This is a genomic window from Apibacter sp. ESL0404, assembly GCF_019469245.1.
Lineage (GTDB): Bacteria > Bacteroidota > Bacteroidia > Flavobacteriales > Weeksellaceae > Apibacter.
In genome coordinates this window covers 1114221-1136456 of the sequence record NZ_CP048267.1, presented here as the reverse complement: position 1 = coordinate 1136456, position 22236 = coordinate 1114221, and the positions used below count along the sequence as shown (strand labels likewise).

The window sequence follows — 22236 nt, the reverse complement described above, 5'->3', positions numbered from 1 at the left end:
ATTTATAGCAGGTTATTGACTATTTTTTTGGTATTATTATGCTATTTTTTCTCTCTAATTTAATTATTTTACTTTGAACTTTATTTTAATTTTATTTGGTTTTAAACATTCATCGCAAAAGTATTACAAGTTAAAAAGTTTGCTCTTTATTATATATTAAAAAAATAGTTTAGAATATATAACTTTAAATTAAACCTTTTAAAATATGCTTTGTCAATAAAGTTGTAAATCTAAAGTTATATGAAAAAAATAATTTTTGTAGGAGCATTAGTATTTTCCTCTACTTTTGCTTTTACACAATCTAAATGTGAGGATCCTAAGGATCATGATAAAAAAGAAGAAAAAGTGAAAGAGATGAGGGATAGGATGGCTAAAGAACTTAATTTAACGGAAGATCAAATTAAAAAGATTAATTTAATTGAGGATAAATATAAAAGCCGTGAAGATGAATTGAGGAAAAAGTCAGAAGAATTGCGTCAACAAATTCATCAATTAAAGGAAGATAAAAAATCTGAAATAAATAAAGTTTTTACTGAAGAACAAAGACAAAAGCTTAAGAAAATTAAAGAGGATATGCATAATAAAAAGCATTTACATAAACAGGGTAAAAAATTTCATTCCTAGAGAAAATAGTATATAATACAATTCTTATTTTAATTAAAAAGTGCTTCTATTAGATAGAAGCTCTTTTTAATTTTATAGTATATATATTATTATCAAAAAGTTAAGAAAAATTTTGCATGTCAATTAATTTTTTATAAATACCATTTTTCTCCAATAATTCAGCATGAGTTCCTTGTTCCATTATTTTTCCTTTATCCATCACCACAATCATATCTGCATTGACAATGGTTGATAATCTATGAGCTATAACCAGGGATGTTCTGTTAGACATAAGATTATCTAAAGCATCTTGTACCAATCGTTCACTTTGGGTATCTAAGGCAGAGGTTGCTTCATCTAAAATCATGATAGGTGGATTTTTCAATATAGCTCTGGCAATAGCAATTCTTTGTTTTTGTCCACCCGATAATTTTCCGCCTCCTTCACCAATGGTTGTTTCGAAACCTTCCGGCATTTGCTCAATGAATTCCAGTGCATTGGCAACTTTAGCAGCTTCTATAACTTCATGCATCGATGCATTTGGATTGCTTAATTTAATATTATTGGCAATGGTATCATTGAATAATATGGATTCTTGGGTAACCATGCCCAGTAATTTACGGTAAACTTTTAAATTTAAATCTCTTAAATCATGACCATCCACATAGATCACGCCGCTGTCTACGTCATAAAACCGTGCAATTAAATTGGCTAAAGTAGTTTTACCGCTACCGCTTTGTCCCACTACTGCAATTGTTTTGCCTTTAGGAATAAATAAATTTACATCTTGAAGAATGGGATGTCCGTCAACATATTGGAAATTAATATTTTTCAGTTGAATTCCTTCTTTTATTTCGGATAATTCTATGGCATGTTCCGGTTCGTAAATCTGTATGCTGGTTTCTAATGTTTCCACCAAGCGATCTGTAGAGGCCGTACCTTTATGTAAATTCGTGATGGAAGTTGATAAGGTTTTGGCCGGTTCCAATAATTGAAAAAATAGGGCTATATAGACTAAAAAGGAAGGAAGATTTAAACCTTCACCGTCTAAAATAAGAACTCCGCCGTACCAGGTTATAAAAATCATGGCAACAGAACCTAAAAATTCAGAAGAGGGCGAAGCAAGTTCATATTTTTTCATCATATTTATGGATAGCCTTCTGAGATTAAGAACGCTATTCATAAATCTGTTTTTCATGGATTCTTCGGCATTGAAAATTTTGATTATTTTAGTTCCGTTTAGGGTTTCATCAATTACTGAAAGTACATTACCCGATTCGGCTAATCCCTTTTTAGCATCTTTTTTCAAACTTTTTCCAATTGCGGAAATAATCCACGCCATAAAAGGCAGAACAATAAATGCTATTAAAGTTAACGAAGGACTAATGGTAATCAAAGCGATAAGAGTAAAAAGAATGGAAAAAGGCGTTCTCCAAAGCTCTAAAATAGAAGTTAAAATATTGCCTTCCACCTCTCCTACATCTCCGGAAAGTCGTATCATAATATCCCCTTTTTTTCGATCAGTGAAATAAGAAACCGGAAGCGTAAGGATTTTATCATACATAGCAACCCGCAAATCTTTGGAGACTCCGCTTCGTAACAGTACAATAAAATATTGAGCTAAATATCTGAAAATATTTCTAAATAAAAATAAAACTATAACAGTAACACAAAGATAAGCTAAAATCGTTTTAGGATTGGTTCCTTCAAGGGAATGATCTAAAAATACATAAAATTTATATTTCAGCTCAGCCATCATACCCGTTGAGGCTTGCATTTCTTTTTTCGTTTGTTCAATTAAAATTTGATTTTTTCCTCCTAAAAGCATTTCCAAAATGGGCATAATGGAAAAAACGGAAACTATTGAAAATAAAGAATATAGAACGTTAAATAGAATTCCTAATATAAATTCTTTTCTGTAGGGAGAGGCAAATTTTTTTAGTATTTTTTTTAATGATTTCATGCTACCTTGAGATTAATACAAAGGTAAACAAAAATTCGATTCTATTTTGTCAAAAAGTAGCTTGTATTCCAATATGAATTTTAGAATCTGAAAAATTTACAGGTTCAGAATCGTATTTGCCAACGGCATAGTTCAATGAAAAAATCCCGAAACGTGTTAAAAAGCTAATTCCTACTCCGGTTCCCAGTAAAAAGGGTCTTGTATTTTGATTTTTATTCTCAATCCATGCAACATCTGTAAATAAACTTAAATACAGTTCTTCAAACGGAACGTATCTGTATTCTAAACTTCCAATGATATACGCATTGGCATAAATGGATTGTTCATTGAATCCGCGGATAGTTTTCAAACCACCGATTTTAAATAATTCATTTACTGTCAACGTATCCGACAGTAAGGTTGAAGCATTTATTTTCGGTTTTAGATAATGAGAAGCAGATAATTTTAATAATTTCTCTATGGAAGCACTTACATTATATTCAGTTAGATTTTTTCGATCTTCCGGTATATTCCTATATGCAATTCCTTTTATAGAGTATAAATTTTTAGGACCTAAAATTTCATTTTCATTTCTTTCTTTGTATTGATAACTTATGCCTAATCCTGTTTTGGAAAAGTTGTTATTATTATCTAATTCCGATACATATCGTGAGTTTTCATATAATCCTTCTATACCTAACCGTTGGTTTACGGTATATTGATAATATATATGTTCATTTAGGCGAATAGTTGCATAGGTGCTGTCTTGTTTAAATATAGTTAACGATGATTCCGATCCGAATTTAGATTTAAAAAGATAGGGTACGTTGACTTGAACTTCAAAGTTTTGAGATTTATCCGGTGTGGACAACCAATTTAAGTTAATGGTTTCAAATGAATTCAATACATTACCTAAAGAAAGTTGCAGTTGACCGTTGACTTTGAATTTTCCTTTTTCGTCATTACCAAAGCCTAACATTCCATCCAATGAACTGGCTTTTCTTTTTTTCAAATATAAATAAATCTTGGTAGAATCGGGAGTGAATAATACTTGCGGATTTTTTTCTTCTACTATAAATGCTGTTCCTTGTAACATAGCTGAAATTTCATTAAGTCGCTCGTCTGAGTAGGTTTTACCAAGAAATCCATATTCTAATTCTTTTATTATTCCTCGAGGAATTTTGGTATATCCGTTTAAAACAAATGAATTGATGATTCTTTTTTGATGAAGTTCAACATGTATGGATGCTTCTAATGGTTCATTTGCAAGGGATAATTTTGTGTGGACTTGGTTAAATGCATAGCCTTTTTTTATATAATAATAATGGATTACTCCTGCTAAAGAATCAATATTATCTGTTTGAAAATGATTTTTGTTAGTAATTGCCGCTTGCGAAAGTGAGTCTAATTGTACCCATACTTTTTTATAAAATTTTCCTCTGTTAATATAAACTAAGGTTTCTTTTTTATCTTTTTTTAAAGAATCCAGTTTTAGGGTATAAAAACCTAGATCTACTAAAGAATCTAAAATCGAACCTACTTTATTTTCAGAATAGGTTTTTGAAAACCATAGTTTTTGATTATTATATATCTTAATGAAATTTTTTTCTACTTGGCCATGAAGCAAAATGGGAAACATAATTATATAAATATAGAGCAGCTTAAATTTCATGAGTTATACTAACAAAAAAGCTCAATGGTAAGGTACAAATTTAAATCTAAATTATTTTATATTTTTATTTAATAAAATTCTTTAGTTTTTTGTAGGCGTCATTGTAAATGATGCTATTAATGGGAAAATAACAGATATTTTAGTATAATCGTCATGTAATAAACTATATAAATACTTATATACTTTCTAATTAATTATAGTTATGTATGCATTTCCTTTAAATAGATTGTAAAATATTTTGTGAATTTTTTACTAACTGAAATTTGAAAGAAAATGTAAGAGGTTATATATCAAAATTTTAAGATTTAAGGTTATTTGAGTTAATAATTTCTAACATATGCTCTTTACCTATAGTATGGGCTGTTTTAAGTGACAGAATCCATTGGATGGTATGATCCAGCTTTTCTTGTTTTTTTATACTATCTTTTTGATTGATACAATGAAGAAGCATAAACAGTATTGAAAAAAGAAGTAAAATAATAGCCAACGCAAGCGCGGGATTAAATTGTTGATAGGCGGAAGGTGATGGATTTACATCATAGATCCAATTAACTAATAAAACAAGGGCGGAAATTATAAACAATCCAATAGCTGTCATATAATTAAGCAATGATAATTGTCTTACTTGCTTTATTTTTTGTTCAGAACTTGCTATCCATAATTTAAATTCTTCCTCCAAGTTTTTCCAAGAATCAGAAGTATTGTTTTGTTCTTTTTTAATGAGCGTAAATTCATCGGTAGTAAAATGAGTGAATACCCAATATTCCCATCCCAAGCCTAAAGACAAAACAATTACAATAAAAATTATAGAAAGAAAGCTGTAAAATATCTCTTGGATGATATGGTAATAAAATCCTAAACCTACTAAGACTAACCCTAATAGGGTAACTAAAAAATACTTTAAGGATCCAGAATTTTTTTTCTTCTTTTGATCATTATCTTTTTTATCGATATTATCAATAGTATTTCCTATATTTTGTTTATCTGATATATTTTTATCCATTTTATAAATTTATTAACAAAATTATATAATATTTTAATAAATTCATAAAAAATTAACGTAAAATACCACCGGTTATCATTCTACCGGAATTTATGGTTTGCCTTCTTGCCGAAAAAAATAAATTAGGTTGAGTAACCGTACATAAATTTTTTATTTCAATATGATGAGCGATACAACCTGCTTGTTCCAGTAGCAACTGATTTGCTTTTCTAAGATCAATATGATATTTTCGGGTTTCTTTATTTTTAAAACTAATTAGATTACTATCAAAACCTTCTTTAATAAAATCTTCTATGACATGATCTCCTACTTCAAAACAATTCGCGCAAATGCACGGACCAATTCCTACTCTTATATTTTCAGGTTTGCAATTAAAAAGACGTACCATTTCCGACAGAGTTTTTAAAGCAATTTTGCTAACGGTTCCTCTCCATCCTGCATGGATGGCTGCCAAAGTGTGGGTTAAAGGATCATAAAGTATTATAGGTACACAATCGGCTGTAGTTATTCCTATGCAAATTCTCTTTTCTTGAGTCAGTAAAGCATCTTTATTTTGAAGAATTTCAGATTGTTTATCACTTTCTAAATCTAAAAAATTACGATCAATAAGTAACACGTGATTGCTGTGAGTTTGAACAGGTATAAATAATTTATGGGTTGAAATACCTATCTCATTACAGAGTCTTTTTCTGTTTTCAATCACATTTTTCGGATCATCCCCGGAGGTTGTTCCTAAATTGAACGATGCATACTTCCCGACACTTACTCCGCCTTCGATTGTAGTTGTAAAATGGGTTAATTCTCTGTATGCAGATAAATTATCAAATGTCAGGAGATTCATATAGTTAAAAGAGAATATTTATAAACTCATCAATTCTAGAGTGTTCTATATAAATTCTTAATGGGCTTCCAGCCAATTGGGACCCACTCCAACATCTACTATTAAAGGAACTTCCATTCTTACGGAGTTTTCCATTGTATTTTTAATCAGTGTCGATACTTCCTTAATTTCTTCATCGGGAGCGTCGAAAACCAATTCATCATGCACTTGTAACAAAAGTTTGGTTTGAAATTTTCTTACCTGCAAGAGTTCGTGAATTTGTATCATGGCTATTTTAATTACGTCTGCTGCAGTTCCCTGAATTGGCGCATTTACTGCATTTCTTTCTGCATGAGAACGCACTACGCTGTTTCCGGAATGGATATCCGGCAAATATCTTCTTCTTCCCAATAAGGTTTCTACATATCCGTTTTTTCGTGCTATCTGTACTTGTTCCGAAATGTATTCTTTTAAAACGGGATAAGCCTGATAATAAGCATCAATCAAACTTTTAGATTCGGATCTAGATAATCCGGTTTGTTCACTTAATCCGAATGCAGATACTCCGTAAATGATACCAAAGTTAACCGTTTTCGCTTGAGAGCGCTGCTCTTTAGTCACTTGATCCATAGGTACATTAAATACTTTTGATGCAGTAGCCCTATGGAAGTCCTCACCGTTTTTAAAGGAAGTGATCATGGTGGGATCTTTACTCATGGCTGCAATGATTCTCAATTCAATTTGAGAATAATCGGCAGAAATTATTTTATGTTTAGAATCCTTTGCTATAAAGGCTTTACGTACTTCTTGCCCTCTTTCGGTTCTAATAGGAATATTTTGAAGATTGGGATTATTAGAAGCTAAACGACCGGTAGCAGCTACAGTTTGTGCAAAGGTTGTGTGTACTCTTCCCGTTTGTGGATTTACCTCATTGGGTAGGGCATCAACATAGGTTGATTTTAATTTTTGCAGCTGTCTGTAATCTAATAATAAATCTATAATTTTATGTTTATGCGCCAGCTTTAATAAAACATCTTCGCCGGTTGCATATTGACCTGTTTTAGTTTTTCTGGGCTTAGTACCTAATTTTAATTTATCAAAAATAATATCTCCTAATTGTTTGGGTGAACTGATATTAAATTCTTCTCCGGCTAGAGAATATATTTCTTTTTCTAACTTTGAAAGGTCTTCAACTAATTCTTTAGACATTTCGCCTAATGCTTTGATATCTAAATTGATACCTTCCCACTCCATGTCTTCCAACACCTTCATTAAGGGCATTTCTATATCATCAAAAAGCTTTTTAAGATTATCATGTTTGAGTTGAGGTTCAAATTTGTCTTTAAGCTGTAAGGTAATATCAGAATCTTCAACCGCATATTCTTTTTGCAATTCAATAGGAACCGAAGAAAACAATTTTTGATTTTTTCCTTTTTTTCCGATTAAAGATTCTATGGGAACAGGCTTGTAATTAAGCTCTGTTTCAGCCAATAGGTCCATATTATGCCTTGCATCTGGGTTGATTAAGTAATGCGCAATCATGGTATCAAAAAGTACCCCTTTAACTTCTACCTTATATTTTCTTAAAACTTTACAATCATACTTCAAGTTTTGGCCTACTTTAACTATATTTTCATCTTCGAAAACCGGTCGGAGCAGTTCTATAAATTCTTGTGTTTTTTCTTTGTCCTTAGTACTAAAAGGTACATAGTATCCTTTGGCCTTTTCATACGAAAATGAAATGCCTACTAATTCCGCGATCATGGAATCAGTGGAAGTAGTTTCCGTATCAAAGCATACAATTTTTTGCTTTAAAAGCTTATCTACCAACAATTTTACTGCCACAGGCGTTTCTGTCAGTTGATAGAGATGATCTGTATTTTCAATAGTTTTCCAGTTGGCGCTTTCTTTCATTTCAATGTCCTGATCGGTTGTATCAAACAACGATCTTTGTCCATTTACCGGAGCTTTACCGGAAGAATTTTTTTCTAAATTAGATTCGCTTTCAGAGATAATATGATACGTTTTCTGAAAATTTGTAATCATATTTCTAAACTCTAATTCTTCAAAAATTTTAATGACCTCATCAACATTCGGCTGATCCACCGTTAAACTTTCATAATTAAATTCGATAGGAACATGAGTATCAATGGTTGCCAATTTTTTTGATAAAAGGCCTAGTTCCTCATTTGCTTCCACTTTTTCTCTCATTTTTCCTTTTAATTCAGAAGAATGAGCAAATAAGTTTTCAATGCTTCCGTATTCTTTAATAAATTGTCTAGCCGTTTTTTCGCCTACACCGGGTATTCCGGGTATATTGTCTACACTGTCTCCCATCATGCCCAAAAGGTCAATAACTTGAGACGGATTTTTAACTTCGAATTTTTCTTTAACAGATTCTACATCCCAAATTTCAATATCGTTTCCTCTGGATGCCGGTTTAAAAACAAAGATATTTTCGGAAACTAATTGCGCATAGTCTTTATCCGATGTCATCATATAGGTTGTATATCCCTCCTTTTCCGCTTTTTTTGCCAAAGTTCCTATAACATCATCGGCTTCGTACCCTTCTTTCCAAAGACAAGGAATATGTAATGCTTCCATCAGTTTATGAATATAAGGAACAGCTATGCGTATAGCCTCCGGTGTTTCTTGCCGATTGGCTTTGTATTCTTTATAGACCTGATGACGGAACGTTTCTCCCACATCAAAAACTACTGCCAGATGTGATGGCTTTTCTTTTTTCATTAAATCGAAAAGCGTATTGGTAAATCCGAAAATAGCGGAAGTATTTAACCCTTTAGAATTGATTCTCGGGTTTTTTATAAAGGCATAATAAGCTCTGAATATAAGAGCATAGGCATCAATCAGAAATAGTTTTTTATCGCAATCTAGACTGGTCATTCTTTAGGGTTATCTGTGTTTTTATTTTCAAATATAAGATATTTGAAGTTAACACTTGTTGCAAAATGTAAAAAGAAAAACCTTAAAATTATTAATTGAAAAAATGTTTATATTGATTTTAAAGTAGTAAATTCTATAAAATTCTAATATATCGATAATTAATATCGATAGTAAATTTAACACGTAAAGGATTTATTTAACAGATAAATAGAACTTTATAGAGTAGTATAGTATCTTTTAAGTATGATTTATAAATAATAAACTTTATATAATTCGTTAAGATAAAATGGTAGTTAATAGCGAATTATATAAAGCTTATTATGTAAGAATTTAGTCTTCTTGACCTTTTAGTTTTTCTGCATTTTCGGCAATTTTTACCGCTTCAATCATTTCATCAATATCTCCATTCATAAAGTTATCTAAATTATAGATGGATTTATTAATACGATGATCCGTTACACGACCTTGCGGGTAATTATAAGTACGAATTTTAGCCGAACGGTCTCCGGTGGATACCATCGTTTTTCTGTGTGCCGAAATTTTATCAAGATGCTCTTGCAACTTCATATCGTATAATTTGTTACGAAGCATTTGTAACGCCATCTCTCTATTGGCATGTTGTGAACGTGCTACCTGGCATTGAATCATTATTCCGGTGGGCTTATGCGTAAGCTGAACTTTGGTTTCTACTTTATTAACGTTCTGTCCTCCTGCTCCACTAGATCGAGCGGTTTGATATTCTAAATCCGCCGGATTAATTTCAACATCTACTTCTTCGGCTTCTGGTAAAACAGCTACAGTTATGGCCGAAGTATGTACTCTTCCTTGTGATTCGGTTTCAGGAACCCTTTGAACTCGGTGTACTCCCGATTCAAATTTCATGGTTCCGTAAGCTCCTTCTCCACTAACATTAATAATCATTTCTTTATATCCTTTAACGCTACCTTCCGTAGCGTCTACTACTTCAAAGTTCCAACCCTTTTGTCTCCAATACATGGTATACATTCGGAAAATGTCTTCCACAAAAATAGCCGATTCATCACCACCCGTTCCGGCTCTTAATTCAACGGTGATATTTTTGTCGTCTTCAGGATCTTTTGGAATTAACATATATTTTATGTTTTCTTCCATTTCAGGAATTTTGGCTAAGGCATCATTTTTTTCTTCTTTTGCCAATTCAACCATATCAGGATCAATGCCTTCTTTAATAATTTCATCGGCATCTGAAACTGTATTAAGTAAGGATTTGTATTGATGATAGATTTCAACTATTTTATTTAAGTCTTTATATTCTTTGTTTAGTTGAGCATATCTTTTTTGGTCTGAAATAACATCCGGTTGAATGATTAAATCTGATACTTCATCAAATCTTTGTTTAATAGCCTCTAATTTTGATACTAAATCTGACATATATACTGATGGTTTAAGTTTGCAAATGTACAACTTTGATAGAATATTTTCAGCTTCTTACTTTTATATATATTTTTTTAAAAATTATTTTAAAAGTTACAAGTTAGTATTTTAAATCATAAATACTTTGATAGTCGCTTAAACCGCAAGTTCAGTTGTTTAATTAATTATTCTGAATATATTTTCTTTGTTTAATTTTCTGTTAAGAATTCCATTATTTAGCAAATAAAACTACTATTTTTTGGATGTATGGTAAAAACGTGAATTTTCAATTACCGCATCTTTAATTACACTAAAATCAACGGTATTTTCATTTACCGGATTTAATTTTTTATCGACAACATCATACATTCCCGAGGAAAAAACATTAATTATCATATTTTTTTCAATGATAGCATATTTTTGATTATACCCGCAGATAAACCAATTTCTATTCTTGCAATCATATAAATTTTGGCCTACGCTATAATCGTAATAGTGATTTGTAACCCCCAAAACGGTATTCATAAGCGTTGGAATAATATCATAATGTAAAGTTAAATGAGTATAAGTTTTTGCCGGTCTAGAAGCATCAAATACAATTAGAGGTGTGCCAATTTGATAATCTGAAAAATTTCCTCCGTGTTGCCAATATCCTTTTTTATTGTCATTAAATTCTTGTCCGTGGTCCCCTGTAATAACTACAATTGAAGAGTCTAAGAGCTTTTTCTCTTCTAATTTTTTCAATATGTTACCGATGAGACCATCAATATAATTTAATGAATTTTTATATCTGTTATAAAAAGGGATTGGATTGTAATCATCGTTTAAGGCTATATAATTTACTTCATCTAAGGTCGGTTTAAATTTAACAGGAAAATCTGAAGGGTAATCAAAGCCATGAGCAGAATCAAAAAATAAGAAGCTAAAAAAGGGAGTATTTTCTTTTGAATCATAGCCGTTTATAAATTTTATCCATTCATTATAAATGTCTTTATCTCTTTCTGAGGGAGAATTTCCATTCGATTCCAGTCTCAAATTTTGAATTCCTGAAAATACATTTTTATTAAAAGGGGGATTTTCAAGCGTTGAGCTGGACAAAATTGATAATGTATAGCCTTGCTTGAGTATTTCATTGAAAAAAACCGGAGATACTTGTAGTCCTGTAAAATTATCATAATAGGTAGCAGGTATGGCATAAAATAGCGAAAATATGCCTCCTGTGGTCATATTTGATCCGCTTTTATGGTTTTGAAATACTTGTGATCTTTTGGACAATTCAAAAATATGCGGAGTTATATTTTCGGTCATGCAATTAAATCTCCATGAGTCTATTACTATGAAAATTATATTCTTTTTTTGGCTATTTTCAGATAGAATGGGCTTTAAAGGATAATTGATCAATGATTTTGAGTACGAGCGACTAAGTAAAGTATTTTTTTCAATTTCTTGTTTATTAATTAAATTAAGTTTGCGAAAAAGTGATTCAGAGGTTAACGGATAGAAGACAGGATATATATTTTTCATTTGAGCAATAGGCCTGTATCGACTCGCATCAGCCCAAGCATATATCAAGTTTGTACAAACTAATAAAAATCCTACAATCACTAAGATTAGCTTAATTTTTAAATTAGGTAATTTTTTGGATAGTTTGGAAGAAAAATACAGTATTAGTATCTCAAGTAAAATAAGTCCTATTAGGTAAAGTATTGCAATGGTAGTATTTATAGTTGAAAAATGAAAAATATCTGTAGCTCTTTTTCCAAAGACTAATTTATATACTATAGGGGATAAATGATACCTAAATTGGCTAAATACCAGTATATCTATTTGCAGATATAGTATAATAAGAATAGAGAGTAAGCTAAAAATAAGTTTAGATAGTAATTTTGATTTGGTAAAAAATAAGAATAAAAGACTCAGTAACAGTGGAACACAATTAAGAATAAAAAAATGTGTAATAAGTGAAGAAAATATATAAAAATATGTAATGAATCCGCTTAAATTTTCGGTATATTTTAAATATTTAATCCCTAAAAAAATTACCAGTAAAAAATTAAAAAAATTGGCTAAACATAATTGTTTACTAAACAAATTAATTTTCATTATATATATTTAAAAACAACAGTTTTGAATAAAGATACAAAATTTAATAAATTAATAGAACAATTTTCTTCAGTTAATATATTTAAATAGTATAAAAAACAATAAATCATCATTATTAGTAAGAAATATTTTAAAGCACCCAATGCCATTCCTGCTAGTTGGTTAGTGAAACCTAAACCTAATTTTTTTAAAATTTTTTCAATAATTCGGGATAAAAATAGAATACTTATAAATAAAATGATAAAAACGCAGACATAGCTAACCCATGTCGATGTTTCTTCTGAAATTATTTTATTTTGTAATAAAATGTGATGCATTTGAGATAAAAACAGAGAAGAAAATAAATATCCGACCGTGAGTCCTGCGATTGAAGAAATTTGTTTTAGAAAGCCTTTAATATATCCTATAATTGCACCGATTAGAGTGCCTCCCAATAAAATATATTCATAGTTCATTTTTAAATTTTATCTTCCTTATACTCCCCTAAGATATGTAAAAAATTGGTATTATTTTTTATCTCTTCCAACGCCCTGCGGTAATTGTCATCATTTCCTCCGGGAGTAATAATATCCGCATGAAAAGAATATTGGAAAACCGATCCTGATAAAGGCACAGATTGTATTTTAGTGATATTCATTTGATAGTTTGCAAGAATATTTAAAACTTTTGCTAAACTGCCCATTGTATGATCTGTAGTGAAGTATAAGGATGCTTTCGTAAAATTTTCAACTTTTTCCGTTTGAGGAGATAATAAATAAAAACGGGTGTAATTGTCAGAAACATCATGAATATTTTCAGCCAATACTTGCAAATGATACATTTCTGCTGCCAATTTTGAGCCAATAGTCGCTATACCTTTCATTTTCTTACTATGAATGTTGTATGCACAAGTTGCGGTATCGTCTTTAGATAATAATTTCCAATCAGGATATTTTTCAAGAAAATTTTCACATTGTAATAAAGCCATAGGATGGGTTCTAACTTCAGAAATAGAATCTAATGTTTCTCCCGGTAATGCTAATAAATGATGTTTAATCGGTAAGACCACCTCACCGACTATGTGTAACCCGTGTTTGGTAATTAAACTATAATTGGGTAAAATAGCTCCCGCTATTGAATTTTCTATGGCCATCATTCCATAGTTTGCTTTCCCATTAATTACATCCCTTACTACGGTTTTAAATGTAGGACTATCAATTATTTCCACTTTTTCATTTTGAAAAAAACGGTTTACGGCTTCATGATGAAACGATCCTTTAATCCCTTGTATTGATATTGACTTCATAAATTAATGGTACTAAATACCCAATTTTTTTTATTTTTATTAATTATATTTACATAAATTTAATGGAACAGCTTTGTTCAAGCTAGAAATAAAATGTCTGTAAAAATACAAAATCTATCTAAACATTATAAAGGACAAATTGCTTTACATGCTATTTCTCTGGAAATAAAAAAAGGTGAGATTGTCGGCTTATTAGGTCCAAATGGAGCAGGTAAAACAACCATGATGCGGTCAATTACAGGATCGTTATCTTTTGACCGGGGAAAAATTTGGATCAATGGTATGGATAATCAAGAGTTCCCATATAAAACCAAATCGTTAATTGGTTATCTTCCGGAAAATAATCCATTATATTTAGATATGTATGTTAAGGAGTATTTAAGCTTTGTTTCGGATATTCATCATACTCCCAAAAGCGAGATCTCCGACATTATTGAAAAGGTGGGCCTACAGAAGGAACAAAATAAGAAAATCAGTCAATTATCTAAAGGATATAAACAACGAGTGGGACTGGCACAAGCAATTCTCTTTGATCCTGAAATTTTAATTTTAGATGAGCCGACTAATGGCTTGGATCCCAATCAAATTATTGAAATCAGGCAATTAATTCAGGAATTAGGTAAAAAGAAAACCGTTATTTTATCTACTCACATTATGCAAGAGGTTGAAGCCTTATGTTCAAGAGTCATACTTTTAAATAAAGGATCTATTATTCAAGATAGAAGCATTGAGGATTTTAAAGGTAAATATTTAAGTTTGGAAGAAGCTTTTTTCGAATATACCCATCATTAATTCATTAACTATTGAAAAAATAACAACTTTACTTTTTCTAAAATAAAACAAAACTATCCTGTGATGTTTCTTCATCGTATAAATTGGTAGTTTCTTCATTGGTAAAATACAAATCATAGATAACATTTGAAGAAGAAATCATCTCTTGTTCAATCATTTTATCTTTACTAGATTCCATTTTTTTGGGAATTCTTTTAGGTGAACGTTTAGGAATATTATTAGTGGTTTTATGAATATTGGACGTTGAACCGGAAGATGGTATAAACGAATCCGACGGTTTAGGTGCATATAAATCATCTGTTAGAGCTAAATGGTTTTGATTTTCTAAGTTAGCACTTGTTATCGAAGAATCAGTAGTGTATTGATTTTTAGTACTATATATTCCCACCATTACAGCGAAAAATAAACAGGCTGCTGCCGGAATCCAATATATTTTTCTAGAAAATAAAGTAAAAATTTTTGGCTTTTCAGGAATTATTTTTTCAATCGTATTTGATACAATTTTCTTGTCTAAATTTTCAAAATAGTTATTTGGAATTCTGTAGGGAGACTCTGAAGGGTTATTAATTAACGATTTGGAAACAATATGTTTCTCCAACTGAGCAAAATAATTTTCAGGGGTTTGGAAAGGAGTAGATTTATTTTTATTGACGTTATTCATATAAGGTTTTAAATAAACTATTTTTCAATATTGGCTAAAAGAAATTGTTCAACTTTTTTAGAAGCATGGTGATAGGAAGACTTCAAAGCCCCTACAGATGTTTCCAGAATTTCAGACATATCTTCATATTTTATATCGTCAAAATACTTCATATTAAATACAATTCGTTGTTTTTCGGGTAATTCGGCTATGGCTTGTTGCAATTTGAATTGAATTTCATCTCCATCAAAAAAATTATCATCTTTGAGTTGAGAAGACAACTGAATGACTAATTCATCGCTTCTTATATTTTTTTTCTGAGCAGCACTATTAATAAAATTCAGCGATTCATTAGTTGCTATTTTGTATATCCAGGTTTTAAGACTTGAATTTCTTTTAAATCCAGGTAGATTTTGAAAAACTTTAATAAATACATTTTGAGTTATATCGTCTGCATCTGCATGAGTATAGACAATTTTACGTATATGCCAATATATGGGTTGACTATACCTTTTTACCAGCAGCCTGAATCCGCTGTTAACATCTTTTTCTAAAAGAAGTAAAAGTTCTGTTTCGTCCATTTTTATTCCTTATTATTAAGACAATAAGAAATTAGAAAAGTTTAATTTCAATTAATAATTTCATGCATTATAATAAAAATATTCTTTATTAAAGGAATGTTATTTCAAAAAATAAGATTTTATTTTTAAATATATAAAATAAACTATGGGATTAAACCAACGGCCTGTTATTTGATATAATAGTTTGATAACTAGCAGCATATAATTTTGTTATCGCAATTACAACGATTACCGTTAAATACTAAAAAATGGAAGAAAAAGAAATTATACTAATAACCGGAGCCCACGGAGCGGTTGCCAACCAATTATCGACACTCTTAAAAAATTACTCTCTCCGTTATCTTACCAGAAAAAAAACCAAACCGAATGAATATGAATGGGATATTGAAAAGCAATATTTGGATACCAACGCTTTGGAGGGAGTTAAACATATTATTCATCTAGCCGGTGCAGGTATTGCCGATGAAAGATGGTCGGATGAAAGAAAAAAAGTTATACTTTCCAGCCGTGTAGATTCGGCCAAACTTATTTTAAAAACTCTAAAGGATAGGAATCAAAAAATACTCACCTTTATCAGTGGTTCGGCTTCCGGCTATTATGGCAATACCACTTCAGACAAGATATATAAAGAAACAGATTCTAAGGGTAATGATTTTTTAAGTGAGGTATGTTTTCAATGGGAATCAGCAGCTGATGAATTTTTATCGGAAGGCGTAGCCGACAGAGTTGTAAAAATAAGGACAGGTATATCCATATCTAAAAATAAAAAAGGCATTTTATATAAAATTAAAAAAATGGTAAATTATTATGTAGGCGCCTGTCTCGGTTCTGGAAAACAGTATATTCCATGGATACATATTGATGATTTATGTTCTATATATAAATATGTTTTGGTAAATGAAGGTTTACAAGGTACTTACAATGCGGTGGCTCCTTCCTACACAACAAACAAAGATTTAACCATTGCTATTGCACGAAAGTTAAATAAACCTCTTTTTTTACCTAATGTGCCCGGTTTTATACTGCGCTGGTTATTTGGTGAAGTGTCTACACTTTTATTGGAAGGCAGCAGAATTTCATCGGAGAAAATTCGCACAGCCGGATTTACATTTAAGTATCCCGATTTAGATAGTGCTTTAGATTCTTTATTATAGTTTTAATATAGTTTAAAGAATAACGTTTGTGGTAGATAAAGGTTTAAAAGAAGTGGCAGTCTTTTCATACAAAAAGTTTGTGCTCAATTATAAATTTTTATAATTGAGCACAACACAAATTATTATTATTTATTTATTGTAAATAGTCTAAAGACTTTTTAATAGCAATTTCCAATCCTGATAAATCGCTTCCTCCCGCTGTGGAAAAAGAGGGTTGTCCTCCACCGCCGCCTTTTATTTCTTTAGATAAAGCTTTTATGATCGTTCCTGCATGTAAATTTTTAGCTTTGATTAAATCTTCAGAAATTCCTATGGAAAGTGTAGGTTTTTGATCTGTATGAGTACCTATAATAATAAACAAATTGGAAAATTCATTTTTTAGTTGAAAAATTAAATCTTTTACCGAAGCATTACTTAAGTCGGTCTGTAATCCAAGGTAATTTACTCCATTCACTTGAGTAATTGAATTTTTCCAAAGTATTTTTTCATGATTTGCTTTTTCTTTGTTGAGTTGCTCAACTTGTTTTTTTAGTTGATCATTTTCCGAATATAATTTCTCAATGGATTTAATAGGATCATCCGGCTGTTTTAAAAAGCTTTTTAAACGATCATATTGACTGAATTGATCTTTTAGAAATGCTATTCCCGTTTCGCCGGTAATCGCTTCAATTCTTCGTACTCCTGCGGAACTGGAAGATTCACTCATAATTTTAAAAAATATGATTTCATGCGTATTTTTTACATGGGTTCCTCCACATAATTCAACCGAATTTCCAAATTTAATTACCCGTACTAAATCGCCATATTTTTCACCAAAAAGAGCCATAGCTCCCATATCAATAGCTTTTTTAAATGGGACTGTCCTATTTTCGTCTAATTCGATTCTTTCATATATTTTGGTGTTGACCATCATTTCAACTTTTTGTATTTCTTCCGGACTCATTTTGCTGAAATGGGAAAAGTCAAAACGTAAATAGTCCGGTCCTACATAAGAACCTTTTTGTTCAACATGTTTACCAAGTACTTCACGCAATGCTTCATGTAAAAGGTGGGTCGCCGAGTGGTTTTTGGTTATAGCCTCTCTTCTTTTGCTGTCTACCTTTGCATTAAATGGAAATTCAGGGTATTTCGGAAGTTCTTTTACTGTATGGATAATTAAATTATTTTCCTTTTTAGTATTTAGAATTTCTATTTTTTCATTTAAATTTTCAATATACCCTATATCCCCTACTTGTCCTCCACTTTCGGCATAAAATGGGGTAATTTGAAATACTAATTGATAAAATTCTCCTTCTTTATTTTCTACCTTACGATATCTTGTTATTTTAACATGAGTTTCCAAAAAATCGTAACCTACAAATTCTTCTACATCATCTTCTTGTAAGATAACCCAATCATAATTTTTAAAAGTGGAAGCAGATTTGGAACGAGCTTTTTGTTTGCTCATTTCTTCATTAAAGCCATTCTCATCAATGCTTTTTCCATGATCTTCTGCAATTATTCGAGATAAATCTGAAGGAAAACCATAGGTATCATATAATTCAAAAACAACATCTCCGGGTATGATTTCTAATTTCGGATTGTTTTCCATGAAATTAGCCAATCGTACCAATCCTTGATCCAGTGTTCTTAAAAATCCAATTTCTTCTTCTTTTATAATTTCTGATATAAGGCTTTCTTGTTTAGAAATTTCGGGAAAAAACTCTCCCATTTGATTATTTAGAATCGGAACCAGCTTGTATAAAATAGGTTCTTTGATATGCAATACTCGGTATGCATAACCAATGGCCCGTCTTAAAATTCTTCGTATTACATATCCTGCTCCGGAATTAGAAGGTAACTGTCCGTCGGCTATAGAGAATGTGATGGCTCTTACGTGATCTGCCAAAACTCGCATGGCTATATCAACGTTAGTGTTTTCGCCATATTTTAGTTCGGATATTTCTTCTATTTTTTTTATTAAGGGAGTAAATACATCTGTATCGTAATTAGAAATTTTGCCTTGTAATACCATACAAAGTCTTTCAAATCCCATTCCCGTATCTACATTTTTTTTAGGAAGTTTTTCTAAACTGCCGTCCGCTTTACGGAGAAATTCCATAAAAACCAGGTTCCAAACTTCTATGACTTGCGGATGGTCGTGATTAACTAAATCTTTACCATCGATTTTTTTTCTTTCTTCATCCGAACGGATATCAACATGTATTTCGGAACAAGGCCCACAAGGTCCTGTTTCTCCCATTTCCCAAAAGTTGTCTTTTTTGTTACCTAGAAGTATTCGATCTTCTGAAATATGTTCTTTCCAAAAGTTGTAGGCTTCCATATCTTTTTCTAAGCCTTCTTCTGCATCTCCTTCAAATATGGTAACATAGAGCCTGTCTTTTGAAATTTGAAATACATCAGTTAACAATTCCCAAGCCCATTCAATAGCTTCTTTTTTAAAATAGTCTCCAAAACTCCAGTTTCCAAGCATTTCAAACATGGTGTGATGATAGGTATCTTTACCTACATCATCCAAATCATTATGTTTTCCTGAAACCCGTAAACATTTTTGAGTGTCGGCCGTACGCTTATTTTTAGGTTCTTTATAGCCTAAAAAATAATCCTTAAATTGTGTCATTCCGGAATTGGAAAACATGAGTGTAGGATCATCTTTTAAAACAATCGGAGCAGATGGAACTATACTATGTTGTTTAGATTTAAAAAAATCCAGAAAAGTTTTTCGTATTTCTTTAGAAGTCATTTTTACTACTTGGTTTTTGGAGCTACAAAAATAAGAATTTTAAAATTTCGTTTAAAAAAATTAATTTATTTCTGCGTTTTGCTTAAAATTTATGATATCCATTAAATCATTCATGGTGTATTGCATCCACTCGATTTGTTTTTTAATCTTTCCCTCTTTATCAAAATAGAACCATGAAGTGAATTTCATGGAATGTATTAATTTATCCTTATAATAATAGGGATTATATTGCCCACTGACTGCTACGATGCTATCATTCGAAACTATTTCTTTAATTGTTACGCTTTCGGGATAATCTTGATGTTTTTTAAAATTTTTGTCATTCCAACTGTTCTCATACATATCCAAAATTATATTTTTGCCTTCCAATAAAGATTGCGAAACGGCATCTACCCATTTAGGATTGTTGTCCGTATAAAAGCCTATAAGTTGTTTGGCGTCTTTTCTTTGAGCATATATTTTATAAAATTCTTCTACATTTTTTATATTTTTCTTTTTCTCAATTGAAGTACACGATAGTAAGACGAGGCATAAAAGAAAATAAGAAACAATTTTTTTCATTATATAATTACGTTTAGTTGTCAAAAATAATACTATTAATTTATATTTATTTATCAATAAAACATTTGTTTTTAATAAAGTGAATTTCATTTATGATTAATAGTGAAAAAAATTAACAAAATCAATATAATTTAACATTTTTTTAACTATCTCATTGAAACCCTTTATTTAAAATAAATATAGAAGTTTTCATATGTATGCTTACCATATGTGAAATGTATTTAAGAATATTTTAGATAATGAGATTGTAATTTTGCAGCACAAAAGAGTAAAACTAAAATATGAAGAAAGTAACTTTAGCATTGATGATTATTTTATTAGTGTCTTTATCATTTACATTTTTTCACAGTGAAGAATTGGTAAAAGCTCCTTCCCTTTCTCATGTATCCGGTGACACTATTAAAGTAAATTACCAAAATGACAGTTTGACAAGTAACGTTTCCAAAGAAGAGGTAGATAGTAATGAAAAATCCACTCTTTCCGGGCGTGTTTCTTGGTATGGAGGAAAGTTTCACGGTCGATTGACTTCAAGCGGAGAAAGATATAACATGAATGATTTTACTGCTGCACATAAAACATTACCATTTGGGACGAAAGTTAAAATTATAAATCCAAAAAATGGTAAAGAAGTTATTGTACGAATTACTGATCGTGGACCATTTGTACCTAAAAGAGAATTTGATTTAAGTAAAGCTGCTTTTGCAGAATTAACAAGCTTAAATGCAGGAGTCATAAAAGTTAATTATGAAATATTGTAATTTCATTACTTAAAAAAATTTTAATTATAAACTCCGGTTATTGTAACTGGAGTTTTTTTATGATTATAAATTTGGAATTGTTCATTTTAATTATTTTAAAATGAAATGGAGTAAATAAGTTGTATTTTAAAAGATATCTTTGATAAGACTTCAATTATTTTTCATTATTTACGTACAACTTATTATGTAATTAATGAATTTAAATTTCCAATATTTATAAAAATTTTTAATTGATATTTCTATATTCATTAGGAGTAATACCTAATTGATTTTTAAAAAATCGGGTAAAATGTTGAGGGTATTTAAATCCAAGTTCATAAGCGATTTCAGAAATATTTTTATTCAGATCTAAAATTTTTTCTTTAGCTAAATAAATAACTTTTTCTTGGATATATTCTTGAGCTGATTTTCCGGTTTCTTTTTTTACTAAATCTCCAAAATAGTTGGATGATAAATTCAATTGTGAGGCGCAAAAGGCTACCGAAGGTAAACCCAAATTTTTTGAATTATCAGAAGAAAAATATTCATAAAGTAGTTTTTCAAATTTTTCTAAGATTCCTTTATTAATATCTTTTCTTGTATCGAATTGACGATCAAAAAAACGAGAACTATAATTTAGTAGTAGTTCAATATTGGTAGTGATCAGTGTATTGCTGTGTTTATCAATAGGTTGTTCAATTTCATATTGAATATTCTTAAAACACTCTAAAATCATTTGTTTTTCTTTGTCGGATAGATGTAATGCTTCGTTACTGTCATAAGAAAAAAATGAGTATTTTTTTATGTCTTTACCTAATTGAGTTCCAAGTAATAGGTCGGGATGGAACAATAATCCCCATCCTTTAGGTGCATAGGTAGTTACATTGGGCTCCACTTTCATAATTTGTCCGGGTGAAATAAAAACGAGAGAGCCTTCTTGGAAATCATACGTATTTCTTCCATATTTTAATTCACCGCATTTTAATTCTTTTAAAAATATGGCATATAAACCGTAATTGAATGTTTGAGCTGTTATCGGTTTAGTTTTTGATAAATCAAGTACGTTAACTAATGGATGAGTGGTTTCAACTCCTCGCATGGTGTTATAGGTTTTAACACTATCTATAGAAATAATTTTTTCCATTTTAGATGATCATTAGATTCATTCAAATTTACGTAAATCATGTTTTTACTCGTATAAGAAATTAATAATCAGTAAAATTGATAACAATTTCAGTAAATTATATAAAATTAAAGCTATCTTATAAAAGTATCTTTGTTGATATAAATTTACTATTAAATAT

General features: G+C 30.4%; 18 protein-coding genes. 4 read left to right on the top strand and 14 right to left on the bottom strand.

What is annotated here, in order from left to right; all coding sequences use genetic code 11:
- Positions 1–240 precede the first annotated feature (240 nt).
- Complete coding sequence (locus tag GYM72_RS04780) at positions 241–624, top strand: Spy/CpxP family protein refolding chaperone (protein WP_160566165.1); 384 nt, start codon at positions 241–243, stop codon at positions 622–624.
- A gap of 100 nt (positions 625–724) precedes the next feature.
- On the opposite strand, the gene GYM72_RS04775 is transcribed toward GYM72_RS04780, so the two are convergent.
- The 9 genes from GYM72_RS04775 to GYM72_RS04735 form a co-directional block, all read right to left on the bottom strand.
- Entirely contained in the window at positions 725–2566 is a 1842-nt protein-coding gene (locus GYM72_RS04775; RefSeq protein WP_160542097.1) for an ABC transporter ATP-binding protein, read from the bottom strand.
- Positions 2567–2615: 49 nt separating this feature from the next.
- Entirely contained in the window at positions 2616–4184 is a 1569-nt protein-coding gene (locus GYM72_RS04770; RefSeq protein ID WP_220264903.1) for a BamA/TamA family outer membrane protein, read from the bottom strand.
- A gap of 331 nt (positions 4185–4515) precedes the next feature.
- Positions 4516–5220, bottom strand: a complete 705-nt coding sequence (locus GYM72_RS04765; protein WP_220264902.1) for a hypothetical protein — start codon at positions 5218–5220, stop codon at positions 4516–4518.
- 52 nt (positions 5221–5272) lie between these two features.
- Entirely contained in the window at positions 5273–6061 is a 789-nt protein-coding gene (gene pgeF / locus GYM72_RS04760; RefSeq protein WP_220264901.1) for a peptidoglycan editing factor PgeF, read from the bottom strand.
- A gap of 57 nt (positions 6062–6118) precedes the next feature.
- The gene (gene polA / locus GYM72_RS04755) at positions 6119–8944 is read right to left on the bottom strand and encodes a DNA polymerase I (RefSeq protein WP_220264900.1); all 2826 of its coding nucleotides are present in this window, start codon (positions 8942–8944) and stop codon (positions 6119–6121) included.
- 330 nt (positions 8945–9274) lie between these two features.
- Positions 9275–10354 (bottom strand): peptide chain release factor 1, encoded by a 1080-nt coding sequence (gene prfA, locus GYM72_RS04750; protein ID WP_105297590.1) that lies wholly within the window; start codon positions 10352–10354, stop codon positions 9275–9277.
- Positions 10355–10588: 234 nt separating this feature from the next.
- A complete protein-coding gene (locus GYM72_RS04745; protein WP_220264899.1) occupies positions 10589–12439 on the bottom strand; it encodes a DUF3413 domain-containing protein in 1851 nt (616 codons plus the stop codon).
- Positions 12439–12894: a CvpA family protein gene (locus GYM72_RS04740; RefSeq protein WP_160542103.1), complete on the bottom strand. Its 456-nt coding sequence runs from the start codon at positions 12892–12894 to the stop codon at positions 12439–12441. The genes GYM72_RS04745 and GYM72_RS04740 overlap by 1 nt, the downstream gene beginning before the upstream one ends.
- A 2-nt stretch (positions 12895–12896) precedes the next feature.
- Complete coding sequence (locus GYM72_RS04735; RefSeq protein ID WP_220234318.1) at positions 12897–13724, bottom strand: prephenate dehydratase; 828 nt, start codon at positions 13722–13724, stop codon at positions 12897–12899.
- A 93-nt stretch (positions 13725–13817) separates the two neighbouring features.
- Between GYM72_RS04735 and GYM72_RS04730 the strand changes: the two genes are divergently transcribed.
- On the top strand, positions 13818–14516 hold the full coding sequence (locus GYM72_RS04730; protein WP_105297586.1) for an ABC transporter ATP-binding protein: 699 nt from the start codon (positions 13818–13820) through the stop codon (positions 14514–14516).
- Between the two features lie 37 nt (positions 14517–14553).
- Here GYM72_RS04730 and GYM72_RS04725 read toward each other — a convergent pair whose 3' ends face one another.
- Both GYM72_RS04725 and GYM72_RS04720 read right to left on the bottom strand, forming a co-directional pair.
- Complete coding sequence (locus tag GYM72_RS04725) at positions 14554–15177, bottom strand: hypothetical protein (RefSeq protein ID WP_220264898.1); 624 nt, start codon at positions 15175–15177, stop codon at positions 14554–14556.
- Between the two features lie 17 nt (positions 15178–15194).
- A complete protein-coding gene (locus GYM72_RS04720; protein WP_160542106.1) occupies positions 15195–15737 on the bottom strand; it encodes an RNA polymerase sigma factor in 543 nt (180 codons plus the stop codon).
- A gap of 248 nt (positions 15738–15985) precedes the next feature.
- On the opposite strand from GYM72_RS04720, the gene GYM72_RS04715 reads away from it, so the two are divergent.
- Positions 15986–16891, top strand: coding sequence for a TIGR01777 family oxidoreductase (locus GYM72_RS04715; protein WP_220264897.1), 906 nt, complete (start codon positions 15986–15988; stop codon positions 16889–16891).
- A 133-nt stretch (positions 16892–17024) separates the two neighbouring features.
- Here the strand turns inward: GYM72_RS04715 and alaS are convergent, their stop codons facing one another.
- Positions 17025–19634: an alanine--tRNA ligase gene (alaS, locus tag GYM72_RS04710; protein WP_220264896.1), complete on the bottom strand. Its 2610-nt coding sequence runs from the start codon at positions 19632–19634 to the stop codon at positions 17025–17027.
- A gap of 60 nt (positions 19635–19694) precedes the next feature.
- Positions 19695–20195 carry a hypothetical protein gene (locus tag GYM72_RS04705; RefSeq protein ID WP_220264895.1) on the bottom strand — a complete coding sequence of 167 codons (501 nt, stop codon included), beginning with the start codon at positions 20193–20195 and terminating at the stop codon, positions 19695–19697.
- A gap of 281 nt (positions 20196–20476) precedes the next feature.
- On the opposite strand from GYM72_RS04705, the gene GYM72_RS04700 reads away from it, so the two are divergent.
- A complete protein-coding gene (locus GYM72_RS04700) occupies positions 20477–20953 on the top strand; it encodes a septal ring lytic transglycosylase RlpA family protein (protein ID WP_220264894.1) in 477 nt (158 codons plus the stop codon).
- A 226-nt stretch (positions 20954–21179) separates the two neighbouring features.
- Here the strand turns inward: GYM72_RS04700 and GYM72_RS04695 are convergent, their stop codons facing one another.
- Positions 21180–22076 carry an AraC family transcriptional regulator gene (locus tag GYM72_RS04695; RefSeq protein ID WP_160566122.1) on the bottom strand — a complete coding sequence of 299 codons (897 nt, stop codon included), beginning with the start codon at positions 22074–22076 and terminating at the stop codon, positions 21180–21182.
- Positions 22077–22236 lie beyond the last annotated feature (160 nt).

Bases quoted from the DNA above. Each gene is read 5' to 3' on its own strand.
- GYM72_RS04780 (WP_160566165.1), top strand. From the start codon at position 241: ATGAAAAAAATAATTTTTGTAGGAGCATTAGTATTTTCCTCTACTTTT.
- GYM72_RS04775 (WP_160542097.1), bottom strand. From the start codon at position 2,566: ATGAAATCATTAAAAAAAATACTAAAAAAATTTGCCTCTCCCTACAGA.
- GYM72_RS04770 (WP_220264903.1), bottom strand. From the start codon at position 4,184: ATGTTTCCCATTTTGCTTCATGGCCAAGTAGAAAAAAATTTCATTAAG.
- GYM72_RS04765 (WP_220264902.1), bottom strand. From the start codon at position 5,220: ATGGATAAAAATATATCAGATAAACAAAATATAGGAAATACTATTGAT.
- pgeF (WP_220264901.1), bottom strand. From the start codon at position 6,061: ATGAATCTCCTGACATTTGATAATTTATCTGCATACAGAGAATTAACC.
- polA (WP_220264900.1), bottom strand. From the start codon at position 8,944: ATGACCAGTCTAGATTGCGATAAAAAACTATTTCTGATTGATGCCTAT.
- prfA (WP_105297590.1), bottom strand. From the start codon at position 10,354: ATGTCAGATTTAGTATCAAAATTAGAGGCTATTAAACAAAGATTTGAT.
- GYM72_RS04745 (WP_220264899.1), bottom strand. From the start codon at position 12,439: ATGAAAATTAATTTGTTTAGTAAACAATTATGTTTAGCCAATTTTTTT.
- GYM72_RS04740 (WP_160542103.1), bottom strand. From the start codon at position 12,894: ATGAACTATGAATATATTTTATTGGGAGGCACTCTAATCGGTGCAATT.
- GYM72_RS04735 (WP_220234318.1), bottom strand. From the start codon at position 13,724: ATGAAGTCAATATCAATACAAGGGATTAAAGGATCGTTTCATCATGAA.
- GYM72_RS04730 (WP_105297586.1), top strand. From the start codon at position 13,818: ATGTCTGTAAAAATACAAAATCTATCTAAACATTATAAAGGACAAATT.
- GYM72_RS04725 (WP_220264898.1), bottom strand. From the start codon at position 15,177: ATGAATAACGTCAATAAAAATAAATCTACTCCTTTCCAAACCCCTGAA.
- GYM72_RS04720 (WP_160542106.1), bottom strand. From the start codon at position 15,737: ATGGACGAAACAGAACTTTTACTTCTTTTAGAAAAAGATGTTAACAGC.
- GYM72_RS04715 (WP_220264897.1), top strand. From the start codon at position 15,986: ATGGAAGAAAAAGAAATTATACTAATAACCGGAGCCCACGGAGCGGTT.
- alaS (WP_220264896.1), bottom strand. From the start codon at position 19,634: ATGACTTCTAAAGAAATACGAAAAACTTTTCTGGATTTTTTTAAATCT.
- GYM72_RS04705 (WP_220264895.1), bottom strand. From the start codon at position 20,195: ATGAAAAAAATTGTTTCTTATTTTCTTTTATGCCTCGTCTTACTATCG.
- GYM72_RS04700 (WP_220264894.1), top strand. From the start codon at position 20,477: ATGAAGAAAGTAACTTTAGCATTGATGATTATTTTATTAGTGTCTTTA.
- GYM72_RS04695 (WP_160566122.1), bottom strand. From the start codon at position 22,076: ATGGAAAAAATTATTTCTATAGATAGTGTTAAAACCTATAACACCATG.